Below are 22,579 nucleotides of genomic sequence, written 5' to 3'. Positions count from 1 at the left end.
ATAGCCGCCGTCCCGCCGCTTTGCAATCTAGACCCGCAGGGCCACCCGGGCCGCCAGCCACATGACCCCGACCGACAGCACCGTCATGCCGATGTCGAAGACGGTGAAGGGCGTGACCAGCGCCACGAACCCGGGGTCGAGCTCCACCGGCGCCTCGGGCGGGTAGAGCAGCAGCGCCAGCCCGCTCGACGGCGCGCCTTCACCGTCGATGACCACGCTGGCGAAGACGTTGTTGGCGAAATGCAGGCCCACCGCCGCCCCGATGGAGCCCGTGCGCGCCGTCAGGTCCGCGCAGGCCAGGCCCAGCACCGTGGCCCAGATCGCCCAGAGCGTCCCCTCGGCCAGCGTCTCGCCGTTGTAGAGGTGGCCGAGACCGAAGTAGACGGACGGGATCACCATCCAGACCAGCGGCCGGGCCGAACGGGCGCCGAGCTGCTGTTGCAGGTAGCCGCGGTAAACGAGCTCTTCGGTGCCGCTTTGCAAGAGGATCGCGGCCAGTCCCGGGATCAGCCACAGGGCCCACGACAGGACCGGTCGGACGGTCAGATCCCCCTGGAAGTCGAGCCAGAGCATCGCGGGCTCCTGCAGTGCCAGCACGATGCCGACGGCGACACCGGCCCGCACCAGAGGCCGGCGAAACGGCGTGCCGATCAGACTGCGCAGCCCGCGCCCGTGCATCACGCGGACGGCCAGCAGCACGGCGGCGGCGGGCAGGAGGAAGCCCGCGAAGTCCAACGTGGTGGCCCAGGGACTGTCGACCGCAGAGGCCGGGATCCACAACAGCGCCAGGCCCATCAGCCAGAAGGCGAACTCGAACGCCACGAGCACCACGAGGACCGAACCCAACCCGCCTGCGGGGCGGGCCTCGGCCGTGAAACGTGACATGAGGGTGTAGCGGTCGGGCCAGATCATGCCGCAACTTGGCGCGGGGATGCGCCCCCCGCAACCGCCAGTTCCGCCTTGTCACAGGCCACGGGGGAAACTATTCGACAGGGAATGCCACCGGAGGACGCCATGCTCGACAATCGCCCCGACAAATCCAAGCTGCCCAGCCGTCACGTGACCGAAGGGCCCGCGCGTGCGCCGCACCGGTCGTATTACTACGCGATGGACCTGACCGAGGACGATATCGCCCAGCCCTTCGTCGGCGTGGCCACCTGCTGGAACGAGGCCGCCCCCTGCAACATCGCGCTGAACTGGCAGGCCCAGTCCGTCAAGCGCGGCGTGAAGGAGGCCGCCGGCACCCCGCGCGAATTCACCACGATCACCGTGACCGACGGGATCGCCATGGGCCACGAGGGGATGCGCTCGTCGCTCGCCAGCCGCGAGGCGATCGCCGACACGGTCGAGCTGACCATGCGCGGCCACGGCTACGATGCGCTCGTGGGGCTTGCGGGCTGCGACAAGTCGCTGCCGGGCATGATGATGGCGATGATCCGGCTGAACACGCCGTCGGTCTTCATGTACGGTGGCTCGATCCTGCCGGGCAAGGTGCCGGACGGGGCCGACGTGCCGGAGGATTTCGCCTCCCGCGATCTGACGGTGCAGGACATGTTCGAGGCCGTGGGCCGTTACCAGGCCGGAGAGATGACCGACGCGCAGCTCGCCGTTCTGGAACGCGTGGCCTGCCCCTCCGCCGGGGCCTGCGGCGGCCAGTTCACCGCAAACACCATGGCCTGCGTCTCCGAGGCGATCGGCCTGGCGTTGCTGAACTCGTCGGGCATGCCCGCGCCCTTCAAGGACCGCGCGCAATACGGCGAGGCCTCCGGCCGCGCGGTAATGAACCTGATCGCAAAGAACATCCGCGCGCGCGACGTCGTCACTCGCAAGAGCCTCGAGAACGCGGCCCGCGTGGTGGCCTGCACCGGCGGGTCGACCAACGCCGGGCTTCACCTGCCCGCCATGGCGCACGAGGCCGGGATCGACTTCGACCTCTGGGACGTCTGCGACATCTTCAAGGACACGCCCTATTTCGTCGACATGAAGCCGGGCGGCCAGGCGGTCGCCAAGGATCTCTACGACGCCGGCGGCATTCCGGTCGTCATGAAGGAGTTGCGCAAGGCAGGCCTGATCCACGAGGACTGCATGACCTCATCCGGCAAGACCATCGGTGAGGAGCTCGACCAGATCGAAGGAGAGCCGGACGGCAAGGTGATCCACTTCATCGACAACCCGATCACCAAGACCGGCGGCGTCGTGGGCCTGCGCGGCAACGTGGCCCCCGAAGGCGCCATCGTGAAGGTGGCCGGCATGACCGAGGATCAACAGGTCTTCACCGGTCCCGCCCGCGTCTTCGAGAACGAGGAAGAGGCCTTCGCCGCCGTCAAGGCGCGCGAATACCAAGAGGGTGAAGTGCTCGTGATCCGCAACGAAGGTCCCGCGGGCGGCCCGGGCATGCGCGAGATGCTGGCCACCACCGCCGCCCTGTCGGGGCAGGGCATGGGCAAGAAGGTGGCGCTGATCACCGACGGCCGCTTCTCTGGCGCGACCCGCGGCTTCTGCGTGGGCCACGTCGGGCCGGAGGCCGCCCACGGCGGTCCGATCGCACTGCTGAAGACCGGCGACGTCATCACAATCAACGCCTTGACAGGTGAGCTCTCGGTCGACCTGACCGACGAAGAACTCGACCGGCGCCGCGCCGACTGGTCCGGCCCGCGCGAGACGATCTACGCCACCGGCGCGCTGTGGAAATTCGCGCAGCTCGTCGGCGGGGCCCGCAAGGGGGCCGTGACCCATCCCGGAGGGAAGATGGAAAAGCACATCTACATGGATCTGTGAGCCGTCCGATCCGTTTTGCGATCCGTCTCGCGATCCTGGGCGCCGCGCTGTTCGTGTCGGGCTGCGCCGGTGGGCTGCCGGGCGCAGGGGGGGCGCAGCGAACGGTCGTGCTGGACCGCGCGATCCAGCTGACGGCGCCCGGCGGCTATTGCGTCGATCCCCAGATCAGCCGCCCCGCGCGGGGTTTCGCCTTTCTCGCCGCCTGTGCCGTCATCGACCCCCGGGCAGAGGTTGCGCCGCCCGCGGCCCTTGCGATCGTCACCGTGCAGGCCGGTGCCGCCGGTGGGGCCACCGTCGGGGGGGCGGAGCGTGATTTCCGCGATTTCCTGCGCACCGAGCAAGGCCGCACCCTGCTGGCGGCGGGCGACATGGGCGGGCCGATCGAGATCCTGACCACCGATGTCGAACCCAATCGCGTGCGGGTCTATACCCGCGATCTCACCCCTCCCGTGATCCGGGGGACGCAGGCGGAAAGCTGGCGCGCCTTCACCGACGTGGCCGGTCGCACCGTGACCGTGACCGTGCGCGGCCTGGCCGACGAGCCGTTGTCGCAAACGCGCGGCCGAAGCCTTCTGGATGCGGCGCTTGGCAACCTGACCGCCATCGCGCAGCGACCTGCGTCGTGACATCATCAGCCCCTGCGCCCCGGGGCTTGGCCGATGCCCCGATGACGGGGCCCAACACAGGATAGGACCGGAACGCCCGTGCTTGCCTTCACCTCTCTTGGACGATCCCTTGCCGGGCGGGCCTTGCGCCACTGGCAGCGGGCGGCCGAGCGTGCGGACCGGACGCCAATCGACGCGTTGGAGGTCCAGCGCGGCGAGGCGGCGGCCCTTCAGGCGGCCTTGTCGGACTTCCAGCATCGGGCACAGGCGCGTCTCGTCGATCCGCGCAAGGGCGGCGACCGCATGGACCTGCCGGGCGGCACCGACTGGTCCTGGCGGCCCGAGGCCTGGAAGGGGCCCATCGCGCATCGCGGGGCGGCAAGTGTCGAGCAACGGACGCCGATGGGCGAAGGGCTGACGTTGTTCCACGACGGCGGCACCTCCGAGGTTTCCCTGCGCCAGATGCGCAACCTTCACGCCCGGGATCAGGCCCCCTTCGGCCTGCGACTGGAGGTCTTTCACTTCGATGGGACCTTCCTCAGCCTCGTGCTCGACCTGCCGCAGGACGCCTGCGAGGGGCTGCAGCAGCGCCACATCGTGCGCGTGGCCCTGAAGCTCGAACTCGAACGCAGGGCCGAGGTCTTTGCCCGGCTCAACGTCAAGCACGGGCCCAACACCGAGAAGATGCTCCGCGAGATCCCCGACCCGAACGGAGAGGTCGTCGTCGAGTTCGACCTGGCTTATACGGACATGAACGAAAAACGCGTCGAATCCGCCTGGGTCGACTTGATCTTCGAAGGGGCCTCGATGAACCAGATCACCCTGCGCGACATTACCCTCTGCCGCTACCCGCGTGCGGAAATCTGAACAGGACACGGCCCCATGACCCGCTTGACCCTGACGAAAACGACCTTCTCTCAAGGTGTCTGGATCGGCTGCCTTTCGGGTGTCGCGGGGGAGGCGCCGACGCTCGACTTGCTGCTTGACGCGGAGCGCTTGGGTGCCCCCGTGGTGACCGCAGAGGGCGAAGGTATCTTCCGCGTCCAAGTCGAGATCCCCGCAGACCGTCTGTCCGATGGCGTGCAGACCTTCGTGATCACCACGGCGGACGACGGAACCACGCTCGCCACCATCTCTGTCGTCTGCGGCGCACCCCTCGCGGATGACATCCGGGCCGAGATCGACCTGCTGCGCGGCGAGTTGGACATGCTCAAACGCGCCTTCCGCCGTCACTGCGTCGAGACCGGCGCAACCGAGGCCCGTCCGTCGGACGAGGCCTGATCCACCCGATCCCGTATCGCTGCTGCCGCGCGCGGCCCCATGGGCATGGTGGGTGCCTTCGATCCTGACGCCGCGTTGGGGATGACGCCGGTCGCGGGACAAGGCAGGATGGCGCCAACCGGAGGACAGCCATGACCGACTACCCGCATCTTCTCTCGCCGCTCGACCTGGGCCACACGACGCTGAAGAACCGCGTCCTGATGGGGTCGATGCACACCGGACTCGAAGAGACGCGCGACTGGAACCGCGTCGCGGAGTTCTACGCCACCCGTGCGCGCGGCGGGGTGGGCCTGATGGTGACCGGCGGCATGGCGCCCAATCCCGAAGGCGGCGTGTTTCCGGGGGCCGCGGGGCTCTACAGCGCCGAGGATATCGCCAACCACCGCATCGTGACCGACCGCGTGCACGACGCCGGCGGCAAGATCGCCATGCAGATCCTGCATGCGGGCCGCTATGCCTATTCCAAGGATTGCGTGGCCCCATCGGCCATCAAGTCCCCGATCAGCCCCTTCCCGCCGCGCGAGCTGGATGAAGCGGGCATCGAGAAACAGATCACCGACATGGTCACCGCCGCCACCCGTGCGCGCGAAGCGGGCTACGACGGGGTCGAGGTCATGGGATCCGAGGGCTACTTCCTCAACCAGTTCCTCGTGCGTCACACCAACCACCGGACCGACCGTTGGGGCGGGCCTTACGAAAACCGGATGCGCCTGCCGGTCGAGGTCGTCTCTCGCATCCGCGCGGCGGTGGGGCCCGATTTCATCGTGATCTATCGGCTGTCGATGATCGACCTCGTCCCCGACGGATCGACCTTCGAGGAGGTCGTGCAATTGGCAAAGGCGATCGAGTCGGCGGGTGCGTCGATCCTGAACACCGGGATCGGCTGGCACGAGGCGCGGGTGCCCACCATCGCGACCTCCGTCCCGCGGCGCGCCTTCGCCTGGGTCACCAGGAAGCTGATGGGCCAGGTCGGCATACCGATCATCACCTCGAACCGGATCAACACGCCCCAGGTCGCCGAAGAGGTGCTGGCCGAGGGCTGCGCCGACATGGTTTCGATGGCGCGGCCGTTCCTGGCCGATCCCGATTTCGTGGCCAAGGCGCAGGCCGGGCAGGCGGCGCTGATCGCGCCCTGCATCGCCTGCAACCAGGCCTGCCTCGACCATACCTTCGGCGGCAAGCTGTCGTCGTGCCTGGTGAACCCGCGCGCCTGCCACGAGACGGAGCTGGTCGTGACCCCGGCCGAGGCGCGCAAGTCCATCGCCGTCGTGGGGGCCGGTCCGGCTGGCCTCTCGGCGGCGCTGACCTGTGCCGAACGGGGCCACGCGGTGACACTCTTCGATGCGCAGGACGAGATCGGTGGCCAGCTCAACATGGCCAAGCAGGTGCCCGGCAAGGAAGAGTTCTGGGGCCTCGTCGACTGGTACCGCGCGGCGGTGCAGGCTGCGGGGATCGACGTGCGGCTGAACACCCACGCCTCCGCCGGGGACCTCGCCGGTTTCGACGAGGTGATCGTCGCCACCGGCGTGCTGCCCCGCGATCCGCAGATCCCCGGGCAGGACGGGCCGAACGTGCTGTCCTACATCGACGTGCTGCGCGGCAAGGCCCGGGTCGGGGACCGTGTCGCGGTGATCGGTGCGGGCGGTATCGGCTTCGACGTGGCCGAGACATTGGTGACAGAGAAGGCCCATACCGACGATCTGCCCGAATGGATGATCGAATGGGGCGTCACCGATCCCGAGGCGCATCGCGGTGGCCTCGCCCCCGAGGGGCCGCGACCGCACCCCGCCGTGCGCGACGTCACGCTTTTGCAGCGCAAGGCGCAGAAGCTGGGCCGGGGCCTGGGCAAGACCACCGGCTGGATCCACCGCGCGGGCCTGCAGATGAAGGCGGTCGAGATGATCGGCGGCGTCAACTACGAACGGATCGACGCCGACGGTTTGCATATCAGCTACGGCGAGGCGCGTGAAAATCCCACCTGCATCGCCGTCGACACGGTGGTGCTTTGCGCGGGCCAGGTGCCCGAGACCGCGCTGACCGAGGCGCTGACGGCCCAGGGCACCCCGTGTCACGTCATCGGCGGTGCGGACGTTGCGGCGGAACTCGACGCAAAGCGCGCCATCGACCAGGGCACGCGGCTCGCGGCCACGCTGTAGAAGCCCGAGCGCCGCGCATGCGGCCTTGCCTGTCGGGGCCGCAGGCGGCCGAACCTCTTTCCGCCTGCTGCCCCGTTGTTTCGATCTGGTCCCCAGTCCTTGTTCTATCCCTCAATTGTCAGGCAAGCGTCCCAATCGTGCCTGATTTGATCGCCATCACGGTGGGCAACGTATGAACTGGATCAGGACCCCGACATGGATCGCCTTACCGAAATGGAAGCCTTTGCCACGGTCGTGGACCAGGGCGGTTTTACCGACGCCGCCAAGAAGTTGGGGATCTCGAAGTCTGCTGTCTCGAAGCATGTCTCCTCGCTCGAAGCGCGGCTTGGTGCGCGTCTTCTGAACCGGACGACCCGCCGCGTCTCTCCGACCGAGATCGGGTTGGCCTACTACGACCGCGCCCGGCGCGTCCTGAACGACGCGGGCGAGGCCGATGCGCTGGTCACCTCGATGCAATCGGCGCCGTCGGGTCTGCTGCGGATCAGCGTCGCCACGGATTTCGGCGTCAATCACCTGTCCCCGGTGTTGGGCGATTTTCTGGCCGAGTTCGGCGACATCACCGTGAACATGGTCCTCAACAACCGCTACGTGGAGTTGATCTCCGAAGGGTTCGACATGGCGATCCGCATTGGGGAACTCGAGGACAGCACCCTGCGGGCGCGCAAGCTGACCGAAACCTCCCGCCGGATGATCGCCTCGCCCGCCTACTTCGAGCAATACGGTCGCCCCCAGAGGATCGACGATCTGAACGAACACAAGCTCTTGCATTATTCCAACGCCGCAAATTCCGCGGTCTGGAAGCTGACCGCGCCGTCGGGCGAGAAACGCCAGGTGCGCACCGCGGGATGGCTGACGGTGAACGATGGGCAGTCCTTGCTGAACGCCTGCGTGGGCGGGCTGGGGATCGCCTACCTGCCGAGCTTTCTCTACGCCGATGCGATGGCCAAGGGGCTCGTCGAGGAAGCGATTCCCGATCTGCCTGTCGAAACGCAAGGCATCTACGCGGTCTATCCGCCGGGGCGTTTCACCCAGCCCAAGGTGCGCGCCTTCATCGATTTCCTGGTCAACGCCTTTGCCGAAAAGGGCCCCGACGCCTGGTAGGGGACCGACCGATGCCGGTCCGGGCGCTTAGAGCGACCGGCGGGATCGGCGCGTGTTACGATCCGGAGTCCGCGCCTGCCACGGGCGGCGGCCCTCGATCCGTTCGCGGTCAGCGCCGCCCCGTCACCATCGCCTCCACCCGCCGGTTGGCGGTACGGCCGTCATCGGTCAGGTTGCTGGCGACGGGCGAAAGATAGCCCATGCCCGCCGCCGTCAGCTGCGCGCGTGGCACGCCGTAACCGGTGACCAAACGTTCGACCACCGCGCCCGCCCGTTGCCGGCTGAGGGCGATGTTCCCCTCCAGCGCGCCTTGGGCATCGGTGTGGCCGACGATGCTGACCGCAAGGTCGGGATTGGCGTCAAGATAGGCCGCAAGCGCCTGCAGGGAAGGAATGGGTTCGCCCGTCAGGGCCGTGACGCCGGTTTGGAAATCCACGCCGTCGAGGATCGCATGACCCGAAACCTCGAGCGCCGTGGCAAGGTCACCCGGAACCGGCGCGCGCAAGGCAGGCGCGTCGGGCGCCGCCCCGGGCAGCGCGTCGGGGTCCGGCGCGATCCGCGTGATCTGGACGTAGCCCCCCTGCGGCGTCCGGCTGACCAGCAGGGAAACCGCGGCCTCCCCCTTCCGGGCGGAGAGGAAGCGATAGGCCCCGAGGTCGACCAGCATGTCGGGCGGCGGCTCCACGGGGATCGCGAAGCGGAAGTCGAAACCGCCGCAGCCCGTTGCCGCGCAGTCGAGCAGGACCTCGAACCCCTGGTCCAGCAGTTGATCGCGCAGGCTGGCCAAGATCACGCCGGGGTCGAGCGCGCGCGCCGGGATTTGCCAGACCTCCACCGATTGCGCGCCCGAAAGCGGGCGGGTCGGCACGGCCCCTTCCGACCAAGGGCCGACCGGCAGGGCGTAGCTGGCCTGTTCGACCGTGCGGCTCAAGGTGCGCTCCGCGTTTCCGGGCAGCGACAGCGCCTGCGCTGAAAGGGCCGCGGGCCAGAGCGTTAGAAGAAGCAGGGCCGCCGTCTTCATCGCGCCTGTGCGTGATACTCGGGGTTGGGCGCCATCTCGGTGGCGGAGGCCACGCGGTTCGTCATGTTGAAGAAGGCGGCGACGCTGGCGATGTCCCAGATCGCCCGGTCGCTGAACCCCGCCGCACGCAGGGCTTCGCGGTGCGTGTCGTCCATCTTCGCGGGCGCCTCCGTCAGTCGTTCGGCGAAATCCAGCATCGCGGTCTGCCGGGCATCCAGCCGGGCCGCGCGCCAGTTCATCACCAGCGCCTCTCCCAGAGCCGGATCGCCAGACAGCTGCCGGACCGCCGCCCCGTGCGCGGTCAGGCAATAGAAGCACTTGTTCACCGAAGAGACGACCACGGCGATCATCTCGCGCTCGAGCTTGCTCAACTCAGAATCCGCCAGCATCAGATCGTTGTAGAGCACCGTGAAGGCGTTCAGCTTGTCGATATCGAAGGCGTAGGCGCGCAGCACGTTGGGCACCATCCCCAGCTTGTCCTGGCAGACGTCGAAGTATTTTCGCGTCGCGGCTGGCAGGGGATCGACCATCGGCAGATCGAGGGCGGTGGGCTGGTCGGTCATGACGGCTCCTGCGGTTTGACGCGGTAATGATAGCGCCCGACCTCGCGCATGCCGAGCCCCTCGTAGAGCGCGCGTGCGCCGTCGTTCGCGACCGTGGTCAGAAGCGAGAACGTCTGCGCCCCGGCCCCTTGCGCCCAGGCCGCCGCAGCACGGGTCAGATGCCGGGCCAGGCCCTTGCGGCGATGGTCCGGTGCGATCTCCAACGCGTGCAGCATGGCGACGGAGCCGTGTCGTGCGACGAAGAGCGTGCCGGCCGGCCGGTCGTCGATGCGGCCCAGGATCGTCGTCTTCTCGCCCGTCACGCGGTCCATCACCGCCAATCGCGCCGGGCCGATGCCGCCCTCGGCCCAGATCCTGCGCTGAAGCGCAAGCGGTGGCCAGACGGTGAAGGCCGTCACCGGTGGCGGGGCCGGGTAGAGCAGGGCCTGCGTCGGACAGGCGTAGACGATCGTCTCGTCGCGAACAACGTAGCCTGCGTTCGCCAGGACTTCGTCCGCGCCGGGATCGCCGGGCAGGATGGAGAAGACGACCTCCTGCTGCAGGGCGCGCATGGCGTCCGCCGCCTGCGATAGATCGTCCGGCGTAACGGGGGCATGGGCACTTGCGGCGCTGACCCGGTTGCCGCCGCCCAGCCCACGCCGGATCCTCCAGGGGCCAAGTTGTTGCGTCTCGGCGGCGGGCCAGGTGGCCGCGATCACTGCACCCCAGTCTGTCCCGGCTGCGCTCACGCGGGAAAGAGGTCGCGCAGGCGGGCCATGGCGTCCTCGACCCGCGCGCCGTCGCGACCGCGCACCACGAGGTTCGTGCCGTATCGCCCGTCGCGCTGGAACGGGTAGCTGCCGACCGAGAGGTCGGGAAAGTCCTGTGCCACCTGCGACAGGGGTTCGGCCACGTCACCTTCGCCGCGGAAGACCGGCCAGCTTTCGGACCGCAGCGGCGCGCCGTGGGCGAGGGTCGACACGACGCTTTGCACCATCGCCTCGAACACCGACGGCACGCCTGCCATGACGTGGATGTTGCGCAAGGTGAACCCCGGCGCGGCGCTGACGGGGTTGTCGATGAGCGTGGCGCTTTCGGGAATGCGGGTCATCCGAAGGCGCGCTTCGTTCAGGGTCGTGCCCGCGCGGTCGTAATGCGCCTGCAGGATCGCCCGGGCATCGTCGCGCACGCCGATGGGCGTGTCGCAGGCGGCGGCCACCGCATCGGCGGTGATGTCGTCATGGGTCGGGCCGATCCCGCCGGAGGTGAACAGGTGATCGTGGGCGCCCGACAGGTCGCGGACCGCGCGAACGATCGTGTCGTGATCGTCGCCGATCATGCGGGCCTCGCGCAGGTCGATGCCCGCCTCGGTCAGCGCCTTGGCCAGGTGGTTCATGTTACTGTCGCGGGTGCGGCCCGAGAGGATCTCGTCCCCGATCACGAGCATGGCGGCGGTTGGGTTGGTCATCGTCATCTCCGTTTGGGTTGGGTATAGCGGCGCGCATGGAGTTTGCCACGCCCTTGATCCCCGCCACGCTCATCCACCGCTACAAGCGTTTCCTGTGCGACGCCACACTGGACGACGGGGCGGAGGTGACGGCCCATGTGGCGAACCCGGGCAAGATGACCGGCCTGAACGCGCCGGGCCTGCGCGTCTGGCTGGAGCCCAACGACGATCCCCGGCGCAAGCTGGGCTACGCCTGGCGTCTGGCCGAGGTGCCGGGCGGTTTCGTCTGCGTCGATACGGCACAGGCCAACCGTGTGGTGGGCGAGGCCCTGCGGGCGGGCGCCGTCCCGGGGCTGGAGCGATATACGACCGTCCGAAGCGAGGTGCGCTATGCCAAGGCCAGCCGGATCGATTTCCTGCTGAGCGGCGACGGCCCGGACCTGTGGCTGGAGGTCAAGAGTGCCACCGTCTCTCGCGTGCCGGGCCTGGCCGAGTTCCCCGACACCGTCACCGCCCGCGGGGCGCGGCACATGGCGGACCTAGCAGACCGCGTAGCGGCGGGCGACCGCGCGATGGTGCTGTTCTTGGTGAACCGCAGCGACTGCACCCGTTTCGACGTGGCCCGGGACATCGATCCCACCTACGGGGCCGCCTTCGACGCGGCCCGCGCCGCGGGGGTCGAGGTCTTGGCGCTCGGCACCGCGATGGATCCCGGCGGCATCCGCGCGACCGGCCCCGTGCCGGTCGGCCGACGGGGTGGCGAAGGCGAGGCTTTTGTCCTATGTGGCAGACAAGCAACCTTCGAGGCCGACCGTGAAGACCCAGACCCAAAGCCAGAACGTGACCAAGGACGGGATTCGCCTGTATGAGCCCTCCGATTTCGCGGGCATGGAGAAGGCGGGCCGCCTGGCCGCGCAGATCCTCGACGACATCGCGCCGCACGTCGTGCCGGGACAGACCACCGGCAAGCTCGATGACTTGATCACCCAGTGGGTGGAGGCGGCGGGCGCTACCTCGGCCACGATCGGCTACCGGGGCTACCAGCATGCCTCCTGCATCAGCGTGAACCACGTGGTCTGCCACGGGATTCCGGGTGACAAGGTGCTGAAGGATGGCGATATCCTCAACATCGACGTCACCGTGATCGTGGACGGATGGTTCGGCGACTCGAGCCGGATGTATTGGGCCGGCAAGATGTCCCGCAAGGCCGAGCGTCTGGTGCAGGTCACCCACGACAGCCTGATGAAGGGGATCGAGGCCGCGCGCCCCGGCAACACCTTCGGCGACATCGGCCACGCGATCCAGACCTACGCCGAAGGACAGCGCATGTCCGTCGTGCGGGACTTTTGCGGCCATGGCCTTGGTCGCGTCTTCCACGCGCCCCCCAACGTGCTGCACTACGGCCGCGCGGGCACCGGTCCGGTGCTGGAGGAAGGCATGTTCTTCACCATCGAGCCGATGATCAACCTCGGCCGGCCCGAGACCAAGATCCTGTCCGACGACTGGACTGCCGTGACCCGCGACAAGTCGCTCTCCGCCCAGTTCGAGCATTCCATCGGGATCACCGCGCAAGGGGCGGAAATCTTCACGCTCTCCCCCGCCGACCGGTTCCATCCGACGATGGTGGAGTGAGCGGGACGACGCTTCCGACCCCTGCGAGGGCAAGCGCGCGACCGATTTGAGCGCGCTGCGCGCGCCCAAGCCTCCGGCGGGAGTTTATCGGGCCAGATGAAGGCGGATCGCGCCCCGCCATAAGGTCAATGCGCCAGGCCGAGGTCTCGCGCCACCTGAGCCATGTCTGTGATCGGTTTCGCGGAATAGCCCTTTGCCCGGGCGGGATCGCCGTCGCCGAGGTAGGCGTAGCAGCGGACATCGGCGGCCGCCGCGGCCTTCCAGCCCGCGGGCATGTCATCGATGAAGACCGTACTGGCGGCGTCCGTCCCGGCCATTTCCATCGCGTGGTGCAACATCGCGGGGCCCGGTTTCGGCGGGAAATCGTGGCCCGAGTAAATCCGGCCCGCAAAGCGGTCCAGAAGCCCCGAAGGCGCGAGACTGACCTGCATCTTGTCGAGCGATCCGTTCGACGCGATGGCGATGGCGATGCCCGCGGCCTCCAGCCGGTCGATCAGGTCAATCACGCCGGGAATGACCTCGACGCCTTCGCGCAGGGCGGTCAGCACTTCGGCGTAGATCCCGTCCAGCCAGTCGTGGGGCAAGGCAGCACCACGGCGCGTGGCCTCCACCCCGACGCTTTGCATGGTGCCGCCGGCGAAAAGCGCGTGCACTTCGGCGGGGTCGATGTGCAGCCCGTGGCGGCCCAGGTTGGCCGACAGGATACGGTCGGTGGTGGGTTCGGTGTCGACCAGCACGCCGTCGCAGTCGAAGATTACGAGATCGGTCATAGCGCCTCCAGGAAGGTGAGGTGGGTCTCTCCGAAGGCGCGCGTGTCGCGGCGGGCGTAGCCCGGCGGGGCGATCTGGGGGGCGTTTTCCTCCCAGACGATCAGGGCGCCGGGCGCGATCCAGCCTTGTGCGCGGGCCCAGGCGAGCGCGGCGGCGCCCAGCCGCTGGCCGTAGGGCGGGTCGAGGAAGATCAGCGAACAGGGCCGGCCGGGCGGAATTGCATCAACCTCGACCGGCAGGACGGTCGTGTTTCCCTCCCGCCGAAGCTTGGCGATGTTCGCCGCGATCAGCGACAGGGCCGTGCTTCCGCTGTCGACGAAGCTGGCGTGCGCCGCCCCGCGCGACAGCGCCTCGAGCCCCAGCGCGCCGGTCCCGGCAAAAAGATCCAGCACCCGCGCGCCGGTCACGGGATCGCCGAAGCGGCCGCCCGCGAGCACGTTGAACAGGCTTTCCCGCACCCGGTCCGAAGTCGGGCGCAGATGGGCCGCGGTATCGCCTGCCCCGACCTCGGCCAGCTTCACCCCCCGCTGTGCGCCGCCGACGATCCTCACGCGCGCAAGAGCGCCTTGAGGTCGGTCTCGGGGTCGGTGACGACCTGCGGTGCGGGGCTCTTGCCCGCCTCGATCAGGCGCTTGCCCACCATGTAGCCCCGGGTGTCCGACAGGCTGTCGATGGCGATGAGATCGTCGCCCCGGTAATACCAGTGCGAGCGCGCGCCGCCGACCTCGCGGACGTGAACGGCGGTGTAGCCGGTGTTCAGCCCCGCGATCTGAAGCTTCACGTCGAACTGGTCGGACCAGAACCAGGGCTTAGGCTGGTAGGTCACGTCGCGGCCAAGCAGGTTCTGGGCCACGATCTCGGCCTGGTCGATGGCGTTGCCAACGCTTTCGATACGCACCCGCGCGTCGCCCAGCGGCGTGGAGGCACAATCCCCGGCGGCCCAGATGTGCGGGTCCGAGGTGCGCCCGTGGGCATCCGCCGCGATCCCGTTGTCGATCGAAAGGCCCGCCCCTTCGGCGAGCGCGGTGGCGGGCGCGATGCCCACGCCGACGACGGCGAAGTCGATGTCCAGCGTGCTGCCGTCGGAAAGGACCGCCCCCGTCACGCGGTCGGTGCCGGTCAACTTCTCGAGGCCCACGCCTTCGCGGATGTCGACGCCGTGGCCCTTGTGCAGATCACGGAAGAAATCCGAGGTCTCGGGGGCTGCGACGCGTTGCAGGATGCGATCGGCGGCTTCGACCAGCGTGACCTGCACGCCGCGCTTGGCGGCGACGGCGGCGGCCTCCAGCCCGATGTAGCCACCCCCGATGATCAACGCGCGCGCGCCCTTCGCGAAGGCGGGTCCCATCCGGTCGGCATCATCCAGATCGCGCACCGCGAACACCCCGTCGAGCGTCCCCCCGATCGAGGCGGGGAGCGTGCGCGGATGCGCGCCGGTGGTCAGCACCAGATCGTCGTAGGCGATCGCTTCCCCCTCCAAAGTGACGGTCCTGGCGACCGGGTCGATCGCCTCCGCCCGGGCGCCCAGCCGCACGTCGATACCGTGCTGATCGTACCACTCCGCGGGCCGGAAATAGAGCCGGGCTTCCTCCATCTCTCCCAGCAGGTAGGCCTTGGAAAGGGGCGGGCGCTGGTAGGGCAGACGCGGTTCGGCGCAGAGGAGCGTAATCTGCGCCTCGGCCCCTTCGGACACCAGTTTGGCAATCAGGGCGGAGCCCGCCTGTCCGCCGCCCACGACAACAATCTTGCGCATGTCTCCAACCCTTCGTTACATCCCTTAACAATCCGTTGTATATCGGGGCCAGACCAAAGCGCAATCAAAGGACCGATGCGATGCCACTCCAGACCGGCCAGACCCTGCCCGATGCAACCGTCCTGATCATGGGTGGCGACGGCCCCGAACAGGTGCAGCTGCAAGACCTGCTGAAAGGGCGCAAGGTGGTGCTTTTCGCCCTGCCCGGGGCCTACACGGGCACCTGCACCACCGCCCATGTCCCCAGTTTCATCCGCACCGCAAAGGCCTTCGCCGACAAGGGCGTGGACCAGATCCTGTGCCTTTCGGTGAACGATCCCTTCGTGATGGCCGCATGGGGCGCATCGACCGGCGCCAGCGACGCGGGTATCACCATGGTGGCCGACACGCAGGCCGCCTTCACCAAGGCGGTCGGCATGGACTTCAGCGTCCCCGAACGCGGGTTCATCGACCGCTCGAAGCGCTATGCGGCGCTAATCGAGGACGGCGTGGTGACGATCCTGAACGAAGAGCCCGCGGGGGGCGAATGCGACATCTCCGGCGGTGAGGCGCTGCTGGCCCGGCTAGACTAGTCCGTGCGGGCGCATGGCCCGGCAATCGCGCCGGGCAGGGGCCCGGCGGGACGGCCCGTGCCGGTTCAGTCGCCGTCGCTGACGTTGACGACGGTGCGCGTGGGGAATGGGATCTCGACCCCCGCCTGGTCCAGCGCCACCTTGACCTTGCGGGTCATGTCGGCCTGGTACTGGAAGAATTCGGCGCGCTCGCACCAGACCCGCACCAGGAAATCCACCGAACTGGCGTTCAGGTTGTTGACCTGGATGAAGGGCTCCGGCTCGGCCAGGGAGCGTTCGTCGGCCATAATTGTGTCGATGATCGTCCGGTGCGCCAGGTCGAGGTCCGCGCCATAGGCCACGCCGAAGGTCCATTCGGCCCGGCGCTGGGGGTAGACCGAGTAATTGGTGATCGTGTTGCCCCAGACTTCGGAGTTGGGGACGATGATCTGGAAATTGCCGATGCTGGCCAGTTCGATGTAGTTGAGGTTGATCGCCTTCACGGTGCCCATCGACCCGCCGATGTCGACGAAATCGCCCAGCTTGATGGGGCGGAAGAAGACGATCATGACCCCCGCCGCGACGTTCGACAAGGTGCCCTGCAAGGCCAGGCCGATGGCCAGACCCGCGGCACCGATGACGGCCACGACACTCGTCGTCTGCACCCCGAAGGTGTTCAGAACGAAGAGGAGGGAGAAGCCGATGATGATGTAGCGGACGATATTGCCCAGGAACCCGAAGAGCGTCTCGTCGAGGTGGACGTTCTTCTGCCCGACACTCTCGATCCGGCGACCGACCCATCCCGCGATCACGAAGCCCAGGAACAGGATCACGATCGCGGCCAGCACGTTGCCCAGGATCGAGACCAGGAATTCCAGCGTCAGCAGATCCGCGAGGGATTTGCCGTTCATGATCGGTTGGGTCAGCAGGTTTTCCATCTCATCAGTCCGCCAGTCGGTCCAGTATCTTCGCCAGTTTCACGTCGAGCGCGCTCAAACCATCCACGTCATGGGTCGTCAAGGTCACCTCGACCGTCTTGTAGACGTTGGACCATTCGGGGTGGTGGTTCATCTTCTCGGCATGGATCGCGGCACGGGTCATGAACCCGAAGGCCTCGACGAAGTTCTTGAAGGTGAACGTCTTGCGGATCGCGTCGCGGTCCTCGACTTGGCGCCAGCCAGACGTTGTCAGTTCGGTGAGGGCGTGATCGCGGTCGTCTCCGGTCAGAAGGTCGGTCATTGCTGTTCCTCTCTGTGGTCGCGCCGGAAGGGGCCGTAGGCGGTGAGCACCTCGATCTCCTCGTCCACGGCGCGGGCTTCCTGGGCCAGGTAACGGGCGATGGCGTCGCGGAAATTCGGATCGCCGATCCAGTGCAACGAATGGACGGGCGTGGGCAGGTAACCGCGGGCGAGCTTGTGCTCTCCTTGCGCGCCCGCCTCGACCCGGTCGAGGCCACGGGCGATCGCGAAGTCGATGGCCTGGTAGTAGCATAGCTCGAAATGCAGGCTGGGGTGATACTCGACGCTGCCCCAGTAGCGGCCGTAAAGCGTGTCGCGCCCGATGAAGTTCAGCGCGCCGGCCACGGGACGCGCACCGTCCAGGGCCAGTACCAGCAGCATGTCGTCGCGCAAGCTCTCCTGCGCGCGGTCGAAGAAGGCGCGCGTCAGGTAAGGTGTGCCCCACTTGCGGTTGCCGGTGTCCTGGTAGAACTGCCAGAAGGCATCCCAGTGGTGCGGCCTGATGTCGTCGCCGGTCAGTTGGACGATCTCTCCACCGAAGGCTTGGGCCTGCGCACGTTCCTTGCGGATGTTCTTGCGCTTGCGGCTGGAAAGGTCGGCGAGGAACCCGTCGAAGTCCGCATAGGCATCGTTGAGCCAGTGGAACTGCTGCCCCGTCCGGCGCAGAAGGCCAAGCTCTTCTCCCGCCGCGGCTTCCTCCTCGGTGCAGAAGGTCGCGTGCACGGAACTGAGGTCATTGTCCGCCGCGATCTGGACGGCGCCCTGCACGAGGGCCGAGATGCCGACCTCCTCGAACCCCGGGCGGGTGAGGAAACGGCGGCCCGTGGCCGGGGTGAAGGGGACGGCGATCTGCAGCTTGGGATAGTAGCGCCCGCCCGCGTTCTCGTAGGCGTGGGCCCAGTTGAAATCGAAGATGTATTCGCCCTGGCTGTGCCCCTTGGCGTAGAGCGGCGCGCAGGCGATCACCTGGTCGTCCGCGCGGGCCACCAGGTAGCGCGGCTGCCAGCCCGATCGCCCCCCGACGGAGCCCGAATCCTCAAGCGCCTTGAGGAAGCGGTATGTCGTGAAGGGGTCGACCGGCGGGCCGTCGCCCGGACAGGCGCAGGCGTCCCAGTCGCTTTCGGCGATGCCGTCGAGGCTGGGGTGGGCGGTCAGTTCGATGGCGGTTTCGGTCATGCGCCTTGAGGTGGGCGGCGAGGCTCGCGCGTCAAGCCGGGTATCCCTCGAACGTGATGTTGTCCGCCACTTTGCGCGCCTGCGTTTCCTGCTCGGCGCTCTTGATCGTCCAGGTCAGCACCTTGGCACCCTGGCTCTTGAGATCCGCGATCACCGGCGCGTCCAGATCCTCGCGGTCGTGGCTGACGAAGCAGGCGCCCAGGTGGCCGTAGTCCGGCACCTGCCGCAGGCGTTCCAGGGTGGGGCGCGGGATGCCGGGCCAATCCCCGGGTGCAAAGGCGCAGGTCGTCAACCCGCGGGCCACCTCGGGGGCCAGCCGGGCCATCTCGGCGACGTGGTTTGGATTGAACGACATCACCGCCACGTCGCCATCGTAGCGGTCCAGCAGGGCGGCGATCGTCTTGCCCATGGGGCCGGTCGCGGGACCCAGCGCACCGTCCTGGTCCTTGATCTCCAGCAAGAGCGGCACGCGGCCCGCGACGAGGGTCAGCACCTCTTCCAGCGTCGGGATGCCGCCCCTGTCACCCATCAGCGGGATCTGCGCCAGTTGCGCGCTGCTGCGCTGGGCGAGGGGCCCCATCTCGATCGTCAGGCGGCGCAGGTCGTAGTCGTGAAACACCATCGGCACCCCGTCAGAGGCGCATTGCAGGTCGATCTCGATCCCGTAGCCCGCCGCGACCGCGGCTTCGATCGAAGCGCGCGAATTCTCCACCCGCCCTGCGGCGCTGTCGTGAAGGGCGCGGTGCGCGATCGGGCGGTCGAGAAAGCTCGCGGGCAGGGTCACGAAAGTTCGACGATCGCTTCGATTTCGACCATCACCCCCAGCGGCAAGCTGGCCGCCGAAACGGCAGAGCGTGCGTGACGGCCCTTGTCGCCCAGCACCTCGACCAGGAAGTCGGAGGCGCCGTTGATCACCTTGGGCTGATCGGTGAAGCCCGAGGTCGAGTTCACGAAGCCGGTCAGCTTCACGACCCGCGCCAGCCGGTCGAGATCGCCGCCCGCCGCCGCCTTCACCTGGGCCAGGATCGACAGCGCGCAGGCGCGGGCGGCCGCGGCGCCATCCTCGATCGTCGCGGTCTCTCCCAGCTTGCCCAGCAGGTTGCCCTGCGGCCCCTGGCTGATCTGGCCCGAGACGTAGACGGTCTGGCCCGTGACGACGTAAGGCGCGTAGTTCGCGGCCGGGGCGGGGGCGTCGGGCAGGGTCTCTCCCAGCTCGGCCAGTTTGTCTTCGATGCGGCTCATCGCGCGGCTCCTTGCAGTTCGCCCGCAGGCTAGCCACGCGGGCGCGGAAGGGCAATCAGGACTCGCGGAATGCCCTTGCGAAATAATCCGACAGCGGCTTGACGAGGTAGGCCATCGGCGTGCGTTCGGCGGTGCGCACGTAGGCCTCGACCGGCATGCCGGGGATCAGGATCATGTCCTGGGGCATCTTCTCGATCTCGCCGTCGTTCAACCGCACCTCAGCACGGTAATAGGAGACGCCGGTCTGCTCGTTGCGGAAAGCATCGGCGGAGATCTGGGTGACGGTGCCGAAAAGTTCCGGTGTGCGGCGCTGATCGAAGGCGGAGAAACGCACCACCACGTCCTGACCCACGAAGATCTGGTCCACGTCCGTGACCTGCACCTGCGTGGTGATCACCAGCGGCCTGTCCTGCGGGACGAGGTACATCAACGGTTCCGCCGGCTGGATGACCGAGCGGGGGGCGAAGACCTCCAACCCGTAGATGACGCCCGAGACGGGGGCGCGGATGTCCAGCCGGTCCAGCCGCTGCGTCAGGGTGCGGCGGCGTTCGGCCAGTTCCAGCGCGGTGTATTGCAGATCGCGCAGCCGGGTAATCGCCTCTTCCCGGCGGGTGGAGGTCAGGCCCAGGATCTGGATGTCGATCTCGGTCATGCGCTCGGCCGCCTGGGCGGCCTGGGCGGTCAGGCTGCCCACGCTGCCTTGCATGTTCGCCTCCTCGCGCTGCAGGGCAAGGACGCGGCTGGCTTGGGCAAGTCCCCGGTCGAGCAGGCTTTGCTGGTCGGTCAGCTCCTGTTCGATCAGGGCCTTCTGTGCTGTCAAGGCGGCTTGCTGGGCGTCGAACCCTTCGACCTGCTTGGCGATTTGGTTGCGCTGCTGGGTCAGTTGTTCGGTGTTGCGCTGGATGGTTTCGTTGCGCGCCTCGAACAGGCGCTGCTGGCCGTCCATCAGGTCCGCCGCATCCGCGCCGCCGGCCTCCAGCAGGGGATCGAAGTTCAGCGTCTCGGCCCCGTCGCGTTCGGCTTCGAGCCGCGCGCGGCGGGCGAGAATCTCGAAGAGCTGCCCTTCGACGATGGCCAGCTCGCTCGCCAGTTCGTCCCGGTCCAGCATGATCAGCAGATCGCCCGCAGCGACTTCGTCACCTTCGCCCACCAGGATCCGGTCCACGACTCCGCCGTCGGGATGCTGGATCACCTGCCGGTTCTGATCCACCTCTATCTGGCCCGAGGTGATGACCGCGCCGCTGATGTTGGCGAAGACAGCCCAGGCGCCGAAGCCGCCGACGAGCACCACGAGCGCCAGCACCCCGACGAGAAGCGGCCTGGACGCCGACCAGCGCGAGGGGACGTCGCCGGTCATTGCACGCCTGCCGCGCGACCGGTGGCGGCGCTGATCTGGCCCGCGTTCCTGACGACTTCGTTCATCACGTCCTCCTTCGGTCCAAAGGCGCGACGGGTGCCGTTCTCGATCACAAGCAGCAGGTCGCATTCCTGGATGGCGGCGGGGCGGTGGGCCATGATGAACACGGCCCGCCCTTCGGATTTCGCCACCTTGATCGCGGCATTGAGCGCCGTGGATCCGTCGTTGTCGAGGTTGCTGTTCGGCTCGTCCAGCACCAGCACGACCGGATCGCCGTACATCGCGCGGGCCAGCCCGATCCGCTGGATCTGCCCTCCCGACAGGCGGCCGCCGCTGGCGGTGATCTTCGTGTCGTAACCGTCCGGCAGCTTGAGGATCATCTCGTGCGCGGCGGCCTTCCGCGCGGCGCGGACCACGGCGGCATCTTCGGGCTGCAGGGACATGCGGGCGATGTTCTCGGCGATGGTGCCCTCGAAAAGCTGCACCCGCTGCGGCAGGTAGCCCACGTAGCGCCCCAGCGTGTCGGGATCGTATTGATCCAGTGCCGCGCCATCGAGCCGGATCTTGCCGCCCGCGGGCCGCCAGACCCCGGTCAGCGCACGCGCCAGCGTCGACTTGCCCGCGCCGGAGGTGCCGATCACGCCGACCGCCTGACCGGGTGCCACCTCGAAGCTTATCATCCGCAGCGAGGCCTGGGTCTCCCCCGGCGGGACCACCGTCACCTGGTCGGCCACGATGCGGGCGCGGGGGGCGGGCAGTTCGGTGCGCCGGGCCTCGGCCGGGATGCTGCCCAGAAGGGTGGCAAGGTTGCGCCAGCCTTCGCGGCCGCGCTGGAAGACGGCCCATTGGCCCACGATCTGCTCGACCGGCGCCAGCGCGCGGCCCATCAGGATCGACCCCGCGATCATCGCCCCCGGCGTCAACTGCCCCTGCAGCACCAGGTAGGCCCCGAGGCCCAGCATCGCCGATTGCAGGAACAGCCGGAACGTCTTGGTCATCGCCGTGTAGGTGCCCGACGTGTCCGCCGCCCCGATCGTGGCGTCGAGCGACTGGCCGCGCGCGATCTGCCAGCGATCGAAGCTCGCACCACGCATGCCCATGGCGTGCACCATCTCGGCCTCCGAGCGGATCTGGCCGCCCAGCGTCTCCGCGTGGAAGGAGGCGGCGTTCGCCACCTCCAGCGGCTTGCGCGAGGTGATCTGGTTGAACACCGCGACCACGATCAGCACCAGCCCGCCGCAGACCGCGAGGATGCCGAGGTAGGGGTGGAAGATGAAGATCCCCAGGAAGAACAGCGGCGTCCACGGCAGGTCGAACAGCGACATCAGCGCGGGCGAGGTGATGAGCCGCTGCACCGATTCCAGGTCGCGCATGCCGGTCTTCGCCTCCGCCGGGGCGCGGTTGAGCGTGCTGGCCTGCAGCACCGCGCCGAAGACGCGGCGGTCCAGCCGGGCCTGGAACCGCGCGCCTAACCGGCCCATGACGCGGCCCCGCACGTAATCCAGGATCCCCATCATCCCGTAGAGGAACGCCACCAGAACCGTCAGCGCGATCAGCGTCTCGTAGCTGCGCGAGCCCAGCACGCGGTCGTAGACGTTGAGCATGTAGAGCGGGCCGGTCAGCATCAGCATGTTCACGAAGAAGCTGAAAATTCCGACCGCCCAGTAAAGCACGCGACCCTCGCGGCGCACGGCCACCAGTTCGGCCAGTCCTTCGCGTCGCATCTGGTCGCTCACCGACATGTCCGTTCCCCGCTCGTCGCCGTCATCCCCGCGTCCTGGCGTGGTGTAGCGGCCCGTCATCGCCCGATCACCTGAATTTTTCGTAAATTTGGGATAAAACCGGTGAACGCGCCCCATCGGACACGGGCCCCGCCGCCCGCGTGACATTCCCCCGCCCGCATCCTAGAACACCGGGCAGGAGGATTGA

The 22,579-nt window shown here is 68.1% G+C and carries 24 protein-coding genes; 9 read left to right on the top strand and 15 right to left on the bottom strand.

The genetic code is table 11. From position 1 onward, the window contains the following. Positions 1-27 precede the first annotated feature (27 nt). On the bottom strand, positions 28-912 hold the full coding sequence (locus tag EU805_RS12375; protein WP_129764289.1) for a CPBP family intramembrane glutamic endopeptidase: 885 nt from the start codon (positions 910-912) through the stop codon (positions 28-30). Between the two features lie 102 nt (positions 913-1,014). Between EU805_RS12375 and ilvD the strand changes: the two genes are divergently transcribed. The 6 genes from ilvD (at position 1,015) to EU805_RS12345 (ending at position 7,921) form a co-directional block, all read left to right on the top strand. Then, the gene (gene ilvD / locus EU805_RS12370; RefSeq protein WP_129764288.1) at positions 1,015-2,778 is read left to right on the top strand and encodes a dihydroxy-acid dehydratase; all 1,764 of its coding nucleotides are present in this window, start codon (positions 1,015-1,017) and stop codon (positions 2,776-2,778) included. Continuing rightward, positions 2,775-3,404 (top strand): dihydroxy-acid dehydratase, encoded by a 630-nt coding sequence (locus EU805_RS12365; RefSeq protein WP_129764287.1) that lies wholly within the window; start codon positions 2,775-2,777, stop codon positions 3,402-3,404. The genes ilvD and EU805_RS12365 overlap by 4 nt, the downstream gene beginning before the upstream one ends. Positions 3,405-3,482: 78 nt before the next feature. Further along, on the top strand, positions 3,483-4,250 hold the full coding sequence (locus EU805_RS12360) for a DUF6478 family protein (protein WP_129764286.1): 768 nt from the start codon (positions 3,483-3,485) through the stop codon (positions 4,248-4,250). A 15-nt stretch (positions 4,251-4,265) separates the two neighbouring features. After that, complete coding sequence (locus EU805_RS12355) at positions 4,266-4,664, top strand: hypothetical protein (protein ID WP_129764285.1); 399 nt, start codon at positions 4,266-4,268, stop codon at positions 4,662-4,664. Positions 4,665-4,795: 131 nt separating this feature from the next. Continuing rightward, complete coding sequence (locus EU805_RS12350) at positions 4,796-6,820, top strand: NADPH-dependent 2,4-dienoyl-CoA reductase (RefSeq protein ID WP_129764284.1); 2,025 nt, start codon at positions 4,796-4,798, stop codon at positions 6,818-6,820. Between the two features lie 195 nt (positions 6,821-7,015). Then, positions 7,016-7,921, top strand: a complete 906-nt coding sequence (locus EU805_RS12345) for a LysR family transcriptional regulator (RefSeq protein WP_129764283.1) — start codon at positions 7,016-7,018, stop codon at positions 7,919-7,921. Positions 7,922-8,030: 109 nt separating this feature from the next. On the opposite strand, the gene EU805_RS12340 is transcribed toward EU805_RS12345, so the two are convergent. Genes EU805_RS12340 through EU805_RS12325 form a run of 4 tightly spaced genes read right to left on the bottom strand, consistent with a single transcriptional unit; the run spans position 8,031 to position 10,952 of the window. Further along, a complete protein-coding gene (locus tag EU805_RS12340; RefSeq protein WP_129764282.1) occupies positions 8,031-8,942 on the bottom strand; it encodes an OmpA family protein in 912 nt (303 codons plus the stop codon). Then, positions 8,939-9,505 (bottom strand): peroxidase-related enzyme, encoded by a 567-nt coding sequence (locus EU805_RS12335; protein ID WP_129764281.1) that lies wholly within the window; start codon positions 9,503-9,505, stop codon positions 8,939-8,941. Before EU805_RS12335 ends, EU805_RS12340 begins: the two co-directional genes overlap by 4 nt. Then, positions 9,502-10,203 carry a GNAT family N-acetyltransferase gene (locus EU805_RS12330; protein WP_242494142.1) on the bottom strand — a complete coding sequence of 234 codons (702 nt, stop codon included), beginning with the start codon at positions 10,201-10,203 and terminating at the stop codon, positions 9,502-9,504. The genes EU805_RS12335 and EU805_RS12330 overlap by 4 nt, the downstream gene beginning before the upstream one ends. Positions 10,204-10,229: 26 nt before the next feature. Further along, entirely contained in the window at positions 10,230-10,952 is a 723-nt protein-coding gene (locus EU805_RS12325; RefSeq protein ID WP_129764279.1) for a molybdopterin-binding protein, read from the bottom strand. Positions 10,953-10,987: 35 nt separating this feature from the next. On the opposite strand from EU805_RS12325, the gene sfsA reads away from it, so the two are divergent. Next, entirely contained in the window at positions 10,988-11,800 is an 813-nt protein-coding gene (gene sfsA / locus EU805_RS12320) for a DNA/RNA nuclease SfsA (RefSeq protein ID WP_129764278.1), read from the top strand. Then, complete coding sequence (gene map, locus EU805_RS12315; protein ID WP_129764277.1) at positions 11,745-12,563, top strand: type I methionyl aminopeptidase; 819 nt, start codon at positions 11,745-11,747, stop codon at positions 12,561-12,563. Before sfsA ends, map begins: the two co-directional genes overlap by 56 nt. Positions 12,564-12,688: 125 nt before the next feature. On the opposite strand, the gene EU805_RS12310 is transcribed toward map, so the two are convergent. Genes EU805_RS12310 through EU805_RS12300 form a run of 3 tightly spaced genes read right to left on the bottom strand, consistent with a single transcriptional unit; the run spans position 12,689 to position 15,086 of the window. After that, the gene (locus EU805_RS12310) at positions 12,689-13,333 is read right to left on the bottom strand and encodes an HAD family phosphatase (RefSeq protein ID WP_129764276.1); all 645 of its coding nucleotides are present in this window, start codon (positions 13,331-13,333) and stop codon (positions 12,689-12,691) included. Next, complete coding sequence (gene rsmD, locus EU805_RS12305; RefSeq protein WP_129764275.1) at positions 13,330-13,884, bottom strand: 16S rRNA (guanine(966)-N(2))-methyltransferase RsmD; 555 nt, start codon at positions 13,882-13,884, stop codon at positions 13,330-13,332. The genes EU805_RS12310 and rsmD overlap by 4 nt, the downstream gene beginning before the upstream one ends. Beyond that, positions 13,881-15,086, bottom strand: a complete 1,206-nt coding sequence (locus EU805_RS12300) for an NAD(P)/FAD-dependent oxidoreductase (protein WP_129764274.1) — start codon at positions 15,084-15,086, stop codon at positions 13,881-13,883. Before EU805_RS12300 ends, rsmD begins: the two co-directional genes overlap by 4 nt. 80 nt (positions 15,087-15,166) lie before the next feature. On the opposite strand from EU805_RS12300, the gene EU805_RS12295 reads away from it, so the two are divergent. Then, the gene (locus tag EU805_RS12295) at positions 15,167-15,658 is read left to right on the top strand and encodes a peroxiredoxin (protein ID WP_129764273.1); all 492 of its coding nucleotides are present in this window, start codon (positions 15,167-15,169) and stop codon (positions 15,656-15,658) included. Positions 15,659-15,723: 65 nt separating this feature from the next. Here EU805_RS12295 and EU805_RS12290 read toward each other — a convergent pair whose 3' ends face one another. From EU805_RS12290 to EU805_RS12260, 7 genes are read right to left on the bottom strand one after another with little or no spacing between them, the layout of a single operon-like run. Beyond that, positions 15,724-16,575, bottom strand: a complete 852-nt coding sequence (locus EU805_RS12290) for a mechanosensitive ion channel family protein (RefSeq protein ID WP_129764272.1) — start codon at positions 16,573-16,575, stop codon at positions 15,724-15,726. Between the two features lie 4 nt (positions 16,576-16,579). Then, positions 16,580-16,876 (bottom strand): 4a-hydroxytetrahydrobiopterin dehydratase, encoded by a 297-nt coding sequence (locus EU805_RS12285; RefSeq protein WP_129764271.1) that lies wholly within the window; start codon positions 16,874-16,876, stop codon positions 16,580-16,582. After that, positions 16,873-18,051, bottom strand: a complete 1,179-nt coding sequence (locus EU805_RS12280; RefSeq protein WP_129764270.1) for a GNAT family N-acetyltransferase — start codon at positions 18,049-18,051, stop codon at positions 16,873-16,875. Before EU805_RS12280 ends, EU805_RS12285 begins: the two co-directional genes overlap by 4 nt. 31 nt (positions 18,052-18,082) lie before the next feature. Next, complete coding sequence (locus EU805_RS12275) at positions 18,083-18,835, bottom strand: glycerophosphodiester phosphodiesterase family protein (RefSeq protein WP_129764269.1); 753 nt, start codon at positions 18,833-18,835, stop codon at positions 18,083-18,085. Then, entirely contained in the window at positions 18,832-19,293 is a 462-nt protein-coding gene (locus EU805_RS12270) for a RidA family protein (RefSeq protein WP_129764268.1), read from the bottom strand. The genes EU805_RS12275 and EU805_RS12270 overlap by 4 nt, the downstream gene beginning before the upstream one ends. A 55-nt stretch (positions 19,294-19,348) precedes the next feature. Beyond that, the gene (locus tag EU805_RS12265; RefSeq protein ID WP_129764267.1) at positions 19,349-20,650 is read right to left on the bottom strand and encodes an HlyD family type I secretion periplasmic adaptor subunit; all 1,302 of its coding nucleotides are present in this window, start codon (positions 20,648-20,650) and stop codon (positions 19,349-19,351) included. Beyond that, entirely contained in the window at positions 20,647-22,392 is a 1,746-nt protein-coding gene (locus EU805_RS12260) for a type I secretion system permease/ATPase (RefSeq protein ID WP_129764354.1), read from the bottom strand. Before EU805_RS12260 ends, EU805_RS12265 begins: the two co-directional genes overlap by 4 nt. Positions 22,393-22,579 lie beyond the last annotated feature (187 nt).

It is taken from the genome of Salipiger sp. IMCC34102, from assembly GCF_004145405.1.
Classification (GTDB): domain Bacteria; phylum Pseudomonadota; class Alphaproteobacteria; order Rhodobacterales; family Rhodobacteraceae; genus Loktanella.
This window is presented reverse-complemented; position numbering and strand designations above follow the sequence as displayed.

Bases quoted from the DNA above. Each gene is read 5' to 3' on its own strand.
- EU805_RS12375 (WP_129764289.1), bottom strand. From the start codon at position 912: ATGATCTGGCCCGACCGCTACACCCTCATGTCACGTTTCACGGCCGAG.
- ilvD (WP_129764288.1), top strand. From the start codon at position 1,015: ATGCTCGACAATCGCCCCGACAAATCCAAGCTGCCCAGCCGTCACGTG.
- EU805_RS12355 (WP_129764285.1), top strand. From the start codon at position 4,266: ATGACCCGCTTGACCCTGACGAAAACGACCTTCTCTCAAGGTGTCTGG.
- EU805_RS12350 (WP_129764284.1), top strand. From the start codon at position 4,796: ATGACCGACTACCCGCATCTTCTCTCGCCGCTCGACCTGGGCCACACG.
- EU805_RS12345 (WP_129764283.1), top strand. From the start codon at position 7,016: ATGGATCGCCTTACCGAAATGGAAGCCTTTGCCACGGTCGTGGACCAG.
- EU805_RS12340 (WP_129764282.1), bottom strand. From the start codon at position 8,942: ATGAAGACGGCGGCCCTGCTTCTTCTAACGCTCTGGCCCGCGGCCCTT.
- EU805_RS12335 (WP_129764281.1), bottom strand. From the start codon at position 9,505: ATGACCGACCAGCCCACCGCCCTCGATCTGCCGATGGTCGATCCCCTG.
- EU805_RS12325 (WP_129764279.1), bottom strand. From the start codon at position 10,952: ATGACCAACCCAACCGCCGCCATGCTCGTGATCGGGGACGAGATCCTC.
- sfsA (WP_129764278.1), top strand. From the start codon at position 10,988: ATGGAGTTTGCCACGCCCTTGATCCCCGCCACGCTCATCCACCGCTAC.
- EU805_RS12310 (WP_129764276.1), bottom strand. From the start codon at position 13,333: ATGACCGATCTCGTAATCTTCGACTGCGACGGCGTGCTGGTCGACACC.
- EU805_RS12300 (WP_129764274.1), bottom strand. From the start codon at position 15,086: ATGCGCAAGATTGTTGTCGTGGGCGGCGGACAGGCGGGCTCCGCCCTG.
- EU805_RS12295 (WP_129764273.1), top strand. From the start codon at position 15,167: ATGCCACTCCAGACCGGCCAGACCCTGCCCGATGCAACCGTCCTGATC.
- EU805_RS12290 (WP_129764272.1), bottom strand. From the start codon at position 16,575: ATGGAAAACCTGCTGACCCAACCGATCATGAACGGCAAATCCCTCGCG.
- EU805_RS12285 (WP_129764271.1), bottom strand. From the start codon at position 16,876: ATGACCGACCTTCTGACCGGAGACGACCGCGATCACGCCCTCACCGAA.
- EU805_RS12280 (WP_129764270.1), bottom strand. From the start codon at position 18,051: ATGACCGAAACCGCCATCGAACTGACCGCCCACCCCAGCCTCGACGGC.
- EU805_RS12270 (WP_129764268.1), bottom strand. From the start codon at position 19,293: ATGAGCCGCATCGAAGACAAACTGGCCGAGCTGGGAGAGACCCTGCCC.
- EU805_RS12265 (WP_129764267.1), bottom strand. From the start codon at position 20,650: ATGACCGGCGACGTCCCCTCGCGCTGGTCGGCGTCCAGGCCGCTTCTC.
- EU805_RS12260 (WP_129764354.1), bottom strand. From the start codon at position 22,392: ATGTCGGTGAGCGACCAGATGCGACGCGAAGGACTGGCCGAACTGGTG.